Below are 13,920 nucleotides of genomic sequence, written 5' to 3'. Positions count from 1 at the left end.
AGTTTTTTTATGCTTTTAATTCTTTATTTTGCTCTATCTATTACCTCTTCTGCTTCAAAATACATATCTCTTATATGTTTATTTAACAATAATTTCTCTTTAGCCTTTTTTATGTTATTTTTCATATTATTCTTGTTTACAGAGGGAAAATCTCTTTTCAATATATCCAAATCATAACATTCGTATTTATTCACAAGTAGGAAGAATAAATATCTGCAGGATTCATCTTTTAGGATACTCAGCAGTTCCTTTTTAGACAATCCTTGATATTTACACAGCATATTTATTATCTTAGAATACACTTTTTCTTTATCATTAAAATATCTTTTCATCTATATACCCTCTCTTTTATATTCTGTATATATTTAATTAATTGCCATAATATTTAAATTTTAAACCAAAATAATAAAAAATAAAATTTTAAGCTAAGAATCCAGAGTAGGGTAATAAGCTTTTATTTCTATTCTCTGTCCTCTGTTTTCTGTCCTTCCTGAGTTTTTATATTCACCTTCAATTGTGTATCCTGTGCAATTTGTCCAGCTAAACTCATACTATAATTAATTACTACTTTCCCCCCATTTTCATTTACATCTATGTCTATTTCATTGGTTTTTATTTTCATCTCCACAGCTCCATAAGGTGTTTTATACATAGTTCTGCTTTTTTTGTCTTTATTAAAATCCATATTTGCATTAGTACTGCCCATCCTTATAAGAGAAAATTTATCATTTTTTATTTTTAAAGTAGTAGTAGTACCTTCCATTCCGGATAATTTGGTCTCATTATAAATAGCATAATATGAATCATTCTTTTTATAAAAATCCCCGGGAGTAACCACCTCTATAACTTCATCATTATCGGACTGCTTACTGGATACAGATATAATCGCCTTTTTCTTCATGATTAAATTTTCACCTTCCCTTCTAATTTTATATTATATAACAAAATGGCTGTGCTCAACCAAAAAATTATCTTTTCAGTTAAACACAGCCTTCCCTAAAATATTAAGTAATTCTTAAATTCCGGATAAACTATATGGTTAATTCACCATTTGGAGTATTAATTATTTGAATTATTCTTTCTTCATATCCAGTTTGAGTATTTATATAAACCTTGAAATTATCACCTTTATAATTTCCTGAAAATTCATAGCATAATATCTCATTATTAGTTTCCGTAGGAATTACAACCAATCTCTCACTGGTTATATTCAGTCTTTTCCCAACTCTTTTTCTAGCTTCCTCATAACTCACTTTAGGATTAGTTATTTTTCTCTTTTCACTATGGGATATTAAGTATTTATCTGCCTCTATTCCAACAATACCTCCATTGTCCAGAGCTATTTTCAATTTTATTTGATCCGGATACATCAATATATTATCTTGACTATATACATAACTTATAACTGCTATATTATTGTACCTAAGCGAATATGTAGGTATCATATTATCATATCCTAAGTTTTTCAAATATTTTGATCCTATATCTACAGCCTCTTTTGTATTCATGGAGCTATTATTTACAGCTCTGTCATCTATCAAATAAGATATTTTTCCCCCTCTTTTGCTTATCTCACATATGATTCTGTCTTCTTTCCTAACCCTTCCTTTAAGAGCAGCAGTAAACCTATATACATCTATATCAGCTTTACCTTTGAGAGAAGATACATTTATGCTTTCTATTTTTTCTTTACCTATTATTTTTTCAGCCACTTTTTGAGCTTCAGCCTGGGAAATCTGTTTCTGTGAATTAATTTTAGGTTTTATCTGAAGCACATTGTCTGAGAATGGTCCGTCATAGATGAGTGCAGGATATTGAATTATCTGCTTTTGCATACCTTGAAACTGTTCAGATATGGAATTGTCACTGCCTTTGGCAAATGCTCCAGTGATCTTTTTTCTTATTTCACCCCATCTCACTTTTCCCTGGTTTATATTATCAGATGTGGCTTTCAGCTGTGCTTCCAAAACCACGGATTGTTTTTTTAATCTTTCTATACTATTATAATCTTCATCCGTCAGCTGCTTCCCCTCGCTGGATAATTTGCCTAAATTATAACAAAAATCTCCGGTCTGGCTTAAAAACTTGCTGGTATCGGATATGGTTGGCTGATCTACCGGCAGAGAGTGTAATTTGTCATTGGCTATACCTGAATACCTGAATATCTCTTCAAAAACAACTATTGCCTGTTCCTTTGATCCCACTATGGCTGCTTTTGTCAAATTTATTCTTATATTTTGTACTGCATCTATAAGTTCATACATACTTTTGCCATATTCCCCCTGAAGATAATTTCTATAATCATTTCTTTCAAGAGTCATAAGAACTGCAAAAGTACTTGAAAAAACTACAATCAAAATCACCAAGGCAGTGTATATAATTCTTTTTTTTGCAATTTTCACAAAACTGCACCTCTTTCTCACAGAGAATTTTATAATTCTTCAATTTGTTTATATTATTTGCATTTATTCAATTGTTATGTATTATCGTTTAATAATGATCATAAAAGACAATACTATTTTATGTATTATTAATTTTTTCTTAAAAGTTCTTTAAATGAGTTTATTATTATCACTACATTTTATATAATAAGAGTAATACTTAATCAGAAGGTGATTAGATGAAAGTTTTGATTCTTTCAATATCTGCCGGAGGCGGTCATGGAAACGCTGCTATGGCACTGAAAAACTACATATCCTTGAGAGATGTAAAATCAAAGGTAAAAATTGTTGATACTTTAAAATATATAAATCCAATAATAGATAAGGTGGTAATAGGCAGCTATTTAAAATCTTTAAAGGTATCCCCTTTTCTATATGGAAAGCTGTACAGCAATTCAGAGGATGATTATACAATTACAACTACAATAAGCTCAAAACTTATTCTAGCTATGACTTATAAACTGCTTCCTCTTGTAAATGAGTTTGAGCCTGATATATTGATAGCTACTCATTCATTTGCTGCAGAAATGCTGTCCGTATTGAAATCAAAATATCATGTAAATATACCCTGCATGTGTGTAATTACTGATTATTATTCTCATAGTTCCTGGCTGCAGCCTTGTATAGATGCCTACATAATTTCTAATGGAGACATGATAGATAAAATGGTATCCAAGGGAATACCCAAAAATACAATATACAATTTAGGCATCCCCGTTAAACCTGAATTCAATATGAGTTATGATAAATACAGCACACTAAAGAGTTTAAAATTATGCCGATCTAAATTTACTATTTTAGTTATGGGGGGAAGTTTGGGGCTCGGCAAAATAGCAGATATATACAAACAACTGGATAAAGTAAATGAAAACATTCAGATAATAATTATAACCGGTAAAAACAAAAAACTCTATTCAGAACTGTTGAAACTCAAAATATCTTCCTCAAAAGAAACTCGAATTATAGGTTTTACTGATCAGGTAAACAAATATATGCAGGCTAGTGATCTCCTTTTGACCAAACCAGGAGGACTTACTATTGCCGAAGCATTGATATGTAAAATACCTTTGGGGTTATTTTCTCCTATACCCGGTCAGGAAGAAAAAAATGCTCAATTTTTATTGAAAAATAATTTAGCAGTAAATTTGACTGATATCAGCAAATGCAGTGAGAATATTGAAAAACTCCTTAACTCAAGGAATGAATTGAAAATTATAAGTGAAAACTGCAGTAAATTTGCTAAACCCTATGCCATAAATGATATATTCAATTTGATAAGCTGGCTTATTCAAAAAAATTCAGCTGGGAGAGAGCTGGAATGGGAAGGAAAGTATCAAAACAAAGATACTGTTAAAGCATTTTTTAAATCCGCTGAAAAGTATTTTGTTGAAACTGCCCAAAAATTATTTGCAGGAAACCAATAGTAATATTTTAATTATAATACAAGTTGGGATTTATCAGAATATGGGTTTTATATATATATCTGTTAGTTAAAATTTAATATCTGTAGAACCCACTTGTATGCTTACTGTATTTTCAAAAATACTATACACCTCAATTTCAGTTATTTTTTTCTTTCATGTTTTTTAATACTTCCAGTATTTTTAACTTTAATTTTATATTTTTTTTCTTATTTGATCCCATTAAGGTATTATCCACCATTTTATATTCTTCTGGTGTCAGAACCTTTTTCATGTCATTTTCCGTTTCCGCATAAGACACCTGCCCTTTCGTAATATCAACAAAACACAGTGGCGGAAACATAACACACCACCAATTTTGTCCTTGTCCACTACCTATAATTATTCTGTAAGCCTCATATTGTCCCTGAGGAAGAGTTATATTTCCATAAGTTTTTATAGGAAAATTAACCTTAGACAAAGTGCCTTCAACTTTATAGCTATATCCTTCTCTGCTTATTTCACTGCTGGCTATCTTCAATATTTCTCCATTATTCTGTTCCAAAATTTTCTTGGACTCCTCTACATCCTTTGAGCTTTTCAGTTTAGGAGCCATATACTCCAGTACCCTGTCCCTCACCTTTAATTTAAGGGCTTGGTCACTTTCTGAATCACTGTTTGCTATAACATGAAATCTTATAATTTTAGATGCCATGTCACTCTGCAGCTGATTATTTTTCACTTCGCTTAAAAAATAGTATGCAGTAAATATACCTAGAACAACTACACTAAATATCAATAAAACTTTTTTCATAATTTCATCCCCACTTTTCAATAATTCTAACTTATTAGTAATTATTGACATATATTTGAGTTATATTCACTACGTGGGGTAATTATTTTGTTGCACCAATTCTCCTTATATTTGTATTTACATTTATATTTATAACTGCATTTTTATACGTGCCATCCCAATTATTTTTTACTTGTTTCCATACATCAGGATGATACTTCTCCACATATTCCCCAAATCCTACGGGATCAACCTGCAGATCTTTTTGGGTATATTTCACTACATTTCTGCATTCCTTCCCTATGGATTCATTGAAATCATGCTGAATTTGATTTAACTTGTTTACAGATAAAGCCTCATTATCGGTATAGTAATTTTTTATTTGACCTTCTATATAAAGATCTACGTTAAATACCAATTTACCATTTCTTTGAACCATTTTTATCTTTCTGTCTACATTATCAATTCTTATATCAACAGGATGTTCATCAAGATATATAACCTTTTTTCCGCCTCTCAATATACCTTTTAGCAGCTCTATATCCGAAGTCTGTTCCGAATTCAAGACTCCTTTCTGAGCAAAGCTTTTTATGGCAAAAGTCCCTGACACTTTTATATTTTTATCATCTTTATCCATAACAATCCTAGGTACTATACTATTTCCATTCTCACTCATCTGAACTAAAAAATCATTTAAAGTTACAGGAATCACCGTGCTATTTTTAAGATCACTTTCAACCATTCCCAATATATAATTTTCAACACTCATTTCTGCAGGTGTATTAAATTTTATATATTTTTCTGCATCTCCATCTGACATTACTATGTACATATTCCTATTTAAGGAAGGTTCCCTTTGAAGGTAATCAATAACTTCCTTTACTGACTCAGGATATTTCATTAGATTTTCTCCAAGTACCAATATTTTTGTATGACTAAACCTCATGGATCTGCTGCTTTTGGCTATGGCACCGCTTACCGCATCTTGAATTGAATACCCATCTACATTTATATATTTATCCTGTAATATTCCCCCCTTACCCGGTTCCAACTTACTCAAATCAGGTATGCCAAAAGTTACATGAAATTTTTTTAGATCTACGGAAGTCAATGGATCCGTAGGTTTTATGTCCATTACCTCCTTTTTTTTCCCTATATCAGCACCTGCATCTACCCCAATTATTGATACCAGATGTACCCTGTCTATTTCAACTTTATCCCAGCATCCAGTTAATACAATACAGATTAGAAGTAGAAATATGGCCTTTCCTCTGCTGCCTGTATTTCTGACTTTTCCAAACAAAAGTATGAATATAGGCAGTACAATAAGACTATATATGAAAAGAGGCGGTATAAATTTATTGCCTATATCATAGATCTCTGCTATATTCTGTGGATATAAAGCTATTACATATATAAATGGTGCTATTAAAGCTGACGAAAGATTTATATCTCCCAGTCTGAACACATCCTTTATTATGTCAGAAGACAAATAGTATATATTCGAAAACGTTGTAAAATAGAACATGACCCACATTGCCATAACTATACCTTCCCATCTCTCTATAAAAGCTCCATTTATATTTATGGAATCTATCATAGTTATGGTGGGCCACAATAAAATTTCCGTCTGTTTTTTAGAGAATATAGCTAATGAAAATACCACAACTATCACATAAAATATTGTTATAAATAAGATACTTTTTAAAGCTGTCCTATTTATGTAAGATTTATTTTTTATAAATGGTCCAATTAAATATATTATCTCTATTCCGGCAAAACTATAGACTGCACTTTTAAGTGACACCAGATAAGTATAGGGTGTATTGGAAAATGCAGGGAGTATGTTGCTGAAATCAGCTTTATTCAAAGTAAATATCAGTATCATCCCCAATGATATAAACATTATCCAGAAAGAAACTTCATTGAACTTTATTAAATTTTCCAGCTTACTTCTCACAAGATAAATTCCTGAGAATATAGTTACAACTATCAGAAATTCTGTAGGTGTTTTTTCAAGGAGATACATTTTTATAACTTCTACAAATATTCTCATACCAATTGATATGGCAAATACATTGTATACCACAAATATAACAGCTAAAATTCCACCTAATATTTTTCCAAAATTATTTTCAAGTATTATGCTAAGCTTATTATATCCATTGGATTTAATAGTTTTATAGGCCATATAGAGCAAAAAATAAGTTCCAACTCCCGCCATTATAGTCACAAACCATCCATCAGTGCCTGCCGTACTCACCAATTCTCTTGGCAGAGAAAATATACCTACACCTATGACAGTTACTATTATTGTAGAAAATATTTCAAAATTAGTTATAAAATCTCTATCCCTCATATAATCACCTTCTTAAAATATCTAATTGAAAATATAAATAGGCTGCATATTTGTCGCTTCAGCTATTTTTGTCTCACTTTATCTTTGGTATTCATATATTTGGGCCTGTTTTTGAAAAAATTAATAGGTGCCCTGAGGTACATATCCTTAAAATCACTGCTGTTTTCACTTACCATAGGAGATAAATATGATATTCCAAAGCTTTTAAGCCTTACAAGATGTATCAAGGTAAGTATAAGGCCGATCATAATGCCATAGAGTCCTGCCACAGCTGCAGCAATTATAAGAAGAAACCTAATCATTCTAAATGCTGAAGTCATCTCATAATTAGGAGTAGTAAAATTTGTTATGGCTGTAACAGAAACTATTATTATCATTATAGGACTCACTATCCCTGCTTGAACTGCAGCTTGACCTATAATTAAGCCTCCTACTATTCCAGTAGTTGCTCCTATTGATTTAGGCAGTCTGGCTACAGACTCCAGAAGCAGGGCAAAGCTCAATTCCATAATTATGGCTTCCATAAAAGCAGGGAAAGGTACTCCTTCTCTTGAAGCTGCAATAAAATATGCTAACCTGGTAGGTATTATTCCGGTGTGAAAAGAAGTTACAGCAACATAAAAAGCGGGCATTATCAAAGTAATAATTATAGATATAAACCTTATCACTCTTATTGTTGAACTATATATCCATCTCTGATAATAATCATCTGGTGATTGGAATAGATTTGCCATGGTAGTGGGTACTATAATTGCAAAGGGAGAATTATCCACTATTATTGCAATCCTTCCTTCATATAATGCAGATGCCACTACATCAGGCCTTTCAGTGCTTTGAATTTGAGGAAATAAAGACCATTTACTGTCTTCTATAAGTTGTTCTACATAACCGCTGTCTAAAATAGCATCTATTTTTATGTTATCCAGTCTTTCCATAAGTTCCTTCAATGCTTCTGAATTTACTATATCGTCTATGTACATCACTACTACATCTGTCTTGGATCTCACCCCCAAAGGCTTTGGTACAATTTTTAACCTTGTATCTCTTATCCTCCTTCGTATTAGGGCAGTATTAAATCTCAAAGTCTCTGTAAAACCATCTCTTGATCCCCTTAAAACCGTTTCTCCAGATGGTTCAGATATTCCTCTTGCAGGCCATGCTCTGGTTGCAAGCACATAAAAGCTCCTCAAACCCTCTATAAGCATCAACGTTTCTCCGGATAACACCAGGTCTATTCCTTTTTTTAAATCGTCAAATTCTTTCATGTCAGATACGGTTATCAATCTCTCTTTTATCATACTTACATTTTTTACATATCTGTATCTAGTCATAAGACCTCGTAATAGATCATTCAGAAGCATTTTATCCCCCATGCCATCTATATACACTATTGCAGATTTAACTTCTCCTATGTAAAATTCTCTAAAAACCATATCTGAATTATCTTTAAATAATTCCTTTAAATACTCTATATTTTCATCAACTTTAGGAGATATAAAATTTCTCACCTCTTCTTCCACTTTTATCACCTCCCTTAAAAGTAGTAAATTGAAAGAAAACACAGCAAAGTTGAAAATATCAAAAAAAGTATTCCAATTGTTCTAGACTGCAGAGCTGATTTTTTTAATTTATTTTTTTTAAATCTTTTATAGTCTATAAATGTTAAAAAAATCCCCTGAATTATCATAAGTACAAAAAAGTACCTATTAAATAGGTGAACTATATTCACATATTTTCCCTCTTTCTATTTTCTCAAGCTAACTTAAAATATTTCTAAATTATTCTTTACCTTTTCCCGCTCATTTATTCATCAAGTGATTCTTGAGTTTAGAGTGAAAATAAAAAGATTGTCTCAAAATTTTTGAAACAATCTTTTTATGTATGCTAACATTACTCTTAGCCTTAAAGTTTTTTCATATAGTCCTGGTTATAAAAGTTTCCCTATATTTAGTTTTCATCTTATCATAACAATTTTGTGCTTTTAGCATATCATCAAAAAAAGCAAATATGCTTGGACCACTTCCGCTCATCATCGCCCCTAAAGCTCCAAAATCAATCAACTGTTCTTTTATTTCCCTTAGTATAAAATGATCCTTTAAAGTTACATTTTCAAGAACATTTTTCATGTTTTTGCTCAGCAGAGCCAGCCTATTCCTACTGACAGCATCTATCAACAGCTTTGTATCAGGATGTTTTATTATTTTATGTATATCTAAACTTCTATATACTTCCTTGGTACTAACTCCAAAAGAAGGCTTAACCAATATCAATATGTGATCTTTAAACGGGGCAAGAGGGGTGACTAGTTCTCCTATACCCTCGCATAGAGCAGTACCGCCTATGATGCAATAGGGAACATCTGCCCCTATTTTCAATGCCAGCTCGAGTAATTCACTGTCATGTATTCCAGGAGCATATATATATTTCATGGCTTTCAATACTGCTGCAGCATCTGCACTTCCTCCTGCAAGTCCTGCAGATGTTGGTATATTTTTAACTATTCTTATATTAACCCCATTTTTTATATCATATCTATTGATAAACAACTCTGCTGCTTTATATGCCAGATTTCTGCTGTCACAAGGCACATAATTTTTATTGCAGCTCACATGTATGCCATTTTGAGCTTTGTATATTCTCAATACATCATATAAATCTATTGTTTGCATTATCATTCTTAGAAGATGATATCCATCTTCTCTCTTTCCTATCACATCTAAAGAAAGATTTATCTTGGCATAGGCTTTTACAAGCATATTTATTCTCACTACTTTCAAAATTATTTGGTTGCCGCTCTAATTAAGACCACTTTTCTCTCTAAATAAAGATAAAATTCTCCGTTGTGCGTTCTAAAATAGTATAATACTATTTTTAAATTAAAGCTATACTTTTAAGATCTCCGCCTGCACATCTCCATCCATATTTATCATAAAGTACAGCTTTATTTTTTATATCATAGCCACATGCCCAACCTTTCTATTTTCTTCTTTCGATTTTCTATTTATCAATTTCACCAAAGGTTCCATCTTCTCAAAAAATATTATTATCAAATCTCCTCGCTTTGCCGTATCTATTGCTCTCTCCAGTGCAGCCTTTTCATCCAGTATAGTCTCTACTCTTTTTGGTTCAAAACCAGTTTTCATTATACCCTTTTTAAGAATTGATGCTATTTCTCCAGGCTTTCTGCCTCTTCTATCCATATCTTCTTTAATATATATATAATCGAAACTGCTGCCTGCAATCTGACCTATTTTTTCAACACTATCGTCAGTTCTGTCCCCTGGTACACCTATAACTCCAATCATTCTTTTACAATTGAATTTCTGAGCACCTTTTATAACTGCTTTGTACCCTTCTATATTGTGTCCATAATCTAAAACTACATTTACTCCTTTTAAGTTATAGATATTAAATCTTCCTGGGTTAAAAGAAGCATCTCCATAAAAACTTTTTAATCCATCTTTTATAACGGAATAAGCTATATTAAGGCCAATTGCAGCTCCACAAGCAGCCATAGCATTTTCTATATTATAGGTTAGCTTTCCTCCTAGGGATATTTTTATATCCTCAACTTTTATTATGGGAACTACTGTCCCCTGTTTTTCAAAATACATAATATGATCATCTACATATATACCACACCCTCCTCTATTTATATTATTTCTGAGGGTTGCATTATATTTATCCTTAGAAAACATAATTATAGAGCTCTTTATTCTGTCAATTATACTCAAACTCACTAAATCATCTGCATTTAAAACCACATATCCTCTTTCAGCTACAGCTTCACCAACCAAAGCCTTTACATAGGCCAGGTCTTCCATTGTATTTATTCCATCCAGGCCCAGATGATCTTCAGTTATATTCGTTATTACCGCCACATCTGCCAAATCATAAGCAAGGCCTTTTTTTATTATTCCTCCTCTTGCAGTTTCCAGCACTGCTGCTTCTACATTCTTATTGCTTAATATGGATTTGGCACTGTAATAGCCTGTAGTATCTCCTCTACATATACATTTATTGTCTATATATATGCCTCCTGTAACAGTCATCCCAACTTTATATCCATATCTGCTCAATATATGTGCAATGAGCCTGGTAGTGGTAGTCTTACCATTTGTACCTGTAACTGAAACTATAGGCATGGATTCAGCCACAGGAAATAACATATCTACTATAGATCCTGCAACATTTCTGTCCTTGCCTTTATTGGGATACTGGTGCATCCTAATACCCGGTGCCGCATTTACCTCTATTATGGCTCCACCGGTCCTAACCATGGGCTTGCTTATATCCTTGCAGCATATATCTATGCCGCAGATATCCAAACCAATTGCATCTGCTGCCCTTTCACATATATCTATATTCTCTTTACATATTAAATCAGTACAATCTACAGCCGTTCCTCCTGTAGATAAATTTCCATTCTCTCTTACTGCCAATTTCTTTCCCTTGGGCAAAATACTATTCAATTTATAATTATTTTTAAATATGCAAGCCTTCAACTCATCATCTATTTTTATTTTAGTTAAAGGTTTTTCATGACCTTCTCCCCTCATGCTGTCCTTATTTATGTCTTCTATCAATTGAATTATACTTTTCGTTCCATTTCCTACAACATAAGGCGGTATTCTTTCTGCGGCGGCTACTACCTTACCGTTTACCACACATATTCTAAAATCCCTTCCTTCTACATTTTTTTCCAACATTATATTGTCAAACTTCTCTGACAATATTTTATAGGCATTTACCGCTTCCTTCTTATTTCTTATGTTTACAAATACTCCTTTACCCTGGTTCCCATAACAGGGTTTCAAAACTATTGGATATCCTATTTCATCGATAAAATCCAATAATTCTTCCAAACTATCAACCTTCCCCCCCTCCGCCACAGGCAGACATTGATTTTTCAATATCTCTTTAGTCAATATCTTGTCACAGGCTATATCCACAGCGGCAGCTGAAGTATTACCGGATATAGTGGCCTCTATAATTTTGCTGTGTTTTCCATATCCCAATTGAAATACACTGTTGTTTCCAATTCTGGTTACAGGTATCCCCCTCTTTTTGGCTTCTGATATTATGGAGAACGTGCTGGGTCCAATTTCTTCTTTCCTTAGAATTCTTTTTAACTTTCCTACAGCCTCTTCAAATTTATAATTCGATCCCTTTATCAGACAATTCACTAAATTGACGGCTGTTTTACCCGCTTCCAATGCTGTATTTATATATATATATTCGTATATTATATAATATTTTTCACCACTTATCTCTCTTGCCTTTCCATAACAAACATCAATACCCAGACTATTCTGAATGGCAAGTATGATGTGTTCACAAACATGAGCCAAATAAGTTCCCTCTTCCAGCCTTTTTTTAAATCCATGATCTTCATCTATACCGCATCTATGCTGGTTCAACTCTGGTACGATTTCCAACAGTCTTTTATTAAATTCACTTATATCCTTAGTTGGTGTATCACTATATCCCTCCAAATCCACAGACATCTTTATACATTTCTTATGAGCAAATATATTTCTTCCTTCAAAAACTCTAAAATCATCTATTTTCATTTTTGTGTATACTGCCCGTTACGTAAACACATACTTGATGTTTACTTCCCCATTCATAGTATCTGATTTTGCATATGCTACTTTCATTTGGTCTGATACTCCAGGGGCTTAAAATCCCGTTTAACTAACGGTATATCAGCATCTATTCATTATGCCTTCTACTGATTTAACGGTTTTCTCCGACTCCTCCCTTATATCTATTTGACCTATTTTCTGATTTTTCAATTATTTTCATTTACAAATCACCAAATCAAATTTCTTTAGTATTATAAGGCATTTTATTCGTCAAATTAAATTTATCTCCATATTTAAGTACATGTAATCTCACATTAAATATAGATAATATTTCCTCGGGATATTGTTCTGATACATTACTATAGCCTATATCCGAACCATCTATTACATAAACTGCTCCTGAACCCATCACTGTGAATTCATCACTATTTCTAACCATAATTGCCGTATCCTCATCTATGCCGATACCCAGGCTCTGGGGATTTTCTGCTATTCCCACAAGAAGCCTTCCTATCCTGCCCCTCTGTGCAAAATGCTGATCAATAATTACACCTTTTATTAACCCCAGGCCCGGTGCCATCTTTAAAGTGCATTTTTTAGGAGACTCCTCGTCAGGGCCTGTTATTATCATAGTGTCACTCATAACAGAAGCTCCTGCAGAAGTTCCCACAAAAGTACATCCTTCCCGGTATAATTCTTGAATTTTGGCATACAGAGGAGTACCTCCTATAAGGCTTGTTATCCTAAGCTGATCCCCTCCTGTGAAAAACATCAGTGCAATATTTTCTATAAGAGTTATATTGTTTATATCAAAGGCATCTTTTCTACTCCTTATGGTCAATATCTTTATATTTTTTATTCCCAATTCTTGAAATATCTTTTTATATTCATCTCCTAGCTCCTCCGGCATTTCGGATGCAATAGTTGCAACAACGAGTGTATCCTCTTGCTTCTTCAATCTACTGCAGACTTCTTTCAATATTTTTTTTTCGCCGGTCTTGTCTTCAGCTCCTCCTATTATTATCAAATTTTTTTCTGTCTTTTTTTTCAAAATTATGCACCCTCTCTTGCGGATATTTTATATTTTTTCCATATTCTTAATTATTATGCACAAAAAAAGAGCTTTTGCACAATCAAATAGTCAATTATGCAACGCTCAGAGTTCAAACTATATTCAAATATAAAATCAAAGATTTTGTATGTCTGCTTAACCGATTCGCACCAAATCAAAGATTTGGGCTCTAATTTAGGAAACTCCTTCTCCCTTCGGTCGAATGAGTAAGCGATTCGCACCAAATCAAAGATTTGGGCTCTAATTTAGGAAACTCCTTCTCCCTTC

11 protein-coding genes are annotated in these 13,920 nt (G+C 32.7%); 1 reads left to right on the top strand and 10 read right to left on the bottom strand.

Features of this window, described 5'->3' with window-relative positions:
• Positions 1-23 precede the first annotated feature (23 nt).
• From CLLU_RS15970 to ypeB, 3 genes are all read right to left on the bottom strand, one after another.
• Entirely contained in the window at positions 24-332 is a 309-nt protein-coding gene (locus CLLU_RS15970) for a ribose-5-phosphate isomerase (protein ID WP_106010773.1), read from the bottom strand.
• A gap of 128 nt (positions 333-460) precedes the next feature.
• The gene (locus tag CLLU_RS15965; protein ID WP_106010772.1) at positions 461-901 is read right to left on the bottom strand and encodes a YwiB family protein; all 441 of its coding nucleotides are present in this window, start codon (positions 899-901) and stop codon (positions 461-463) included.
• A 130-nt stretch (positions 902-1,031) separates the two neighbouring features.
• Positions 1,032-2,402: a germination protein YpeB gene (gene ypeB / locus CLLU_RS15960; RefSeq protein WP_106010771.1), complete on the bottom strand. Its 1,371-nt coding sequence runs from the start codon at positions 2,400-2,402 to the stop codon at positions 1,032-1,034.
• 218 nt (positions 2,403-2,620) lie between these two features.
• Here ypeB and CLLU_RS15955 point away from each other — a divergent pair, with 218 nt between their 5' ends.
• Positions 2,621-3,865: an MGDG synthase family glycosyltransferase gene (locus tag CLLU_RS15955; RefSeq protein WP_106010770.1), complete on the top strand. Its 1,245-nt coding sequence runs from the start codon at positions 2,621-2,623 to the stop codon at positions 3,863-3,865.
• Positions 3,866-4,001: 136 nt separating this feature from the next.
• On the opposite strand, the gene spoIIR is transcribed toward CLLU_RS15955, so the two are convergent.
• The 7 genes from spoIIR to CLLU_RS15920 form a co-directional block, all read right to left on the bottom strand.
• Entirely contained in the window at positions 4,002-4,655 is a 654-nt protein-coding gene (spoIIR, locus tag CLLU_RS15950) for a stage II sporulation protein R (RefSeq protein ID WP_106010769.1), read from the bottom strand.
• 82 nt (positions 4,656-4,737) lie between these two features.
• The gene (locus CLLU_RS15945; protein ID WP_106010768.1) at positions 4,738-6,993 is read right to left on the bottom strand and encodes a Ger(x)C family spore germination protein; all 2,256 of its coding nucleotides are present in this window, start codon (positions 6,991-6,993) and stop codon (positions 4,738-4,740) included.
• 62 nt (positions 6,994-7,055) lie between these two features.
• Positions 7,056-8,513 carry a spore germination protein gene (locus CLLU_RS15940; protein ID WP_106010767.1) on the bottom strand — a complete coding sequence of 486 codons (1,458 nt, stop codon included), beginning with the start codon at positions 8,511-8,513 and terminating at the stop codon, positions 7,056-7,058.
• Between the two features lie 14 nt (positions 8,514-8,527).
• A complete protein-coding gene (locus tag CLLU_RS19485) occupies positions 8,528-8,722 on the bottom strand; it encodes a CLC_0170 family protein (protein WP_106010766.1) in 195 nt (64 codons plus the stop codon).
• 184 nt (positions 8,723-8,906) lie between these two features.
• Positions 8,907-9,749 carry a 4-(cytidine 5'-diphospho)-2-C-methyl-D-erythritol kinase gene (gene ispE / locus CLLU_RS15930; protein ID WP_106010765.1) on the bottom strand — a complete coding sequence of 281 codons (843 nt, stop codon included), beginning with the start codon at positions 9,747-9,749 and terminating at the stop codon, positions 8,907-8,909.
• A 192-nt stretch (positions 9,750-9,941) separates the two neighbouring features.
• The gene (gene cphA / locus CLLU_RS15925) at positions 9,942-12,566 is read right to left on the bottom strand and encodes a cyanophycin synthetase (protein WP_106010764.1); all 2,625 of its coding nucleotides are present in this window, start codon (positions 12,564-12,566) and stop codon (positions 9,942-9,944) included.
• Positions 12,567-12,816: 250 nt separating this feature from the next.
• A complete protein-coding gene (locus tag CLLU_RS15920; protein WP_106010763.1) occupies positions 12,817-13,632 on the bottom strand; it encodes a cyanophycinase in 816 nt (271 codons plus the stop codon).
• Positions 13,633-13,920 lie beyond the last annotated feature (288 nt).

It is taken from the genome of Clostridium luticellarii, from assembly GCF_002995845.1.
Taxonomy (GTDB): domain Bacteria; phylum Bacillota; class Clostridia; order Clostridiales; family Clostridiaceae; genus Clostridium_B; species Clostridium_B luticellarii.
This window is presented reverse-complemented; position numbering and strand designations above follow the sequence as displayed.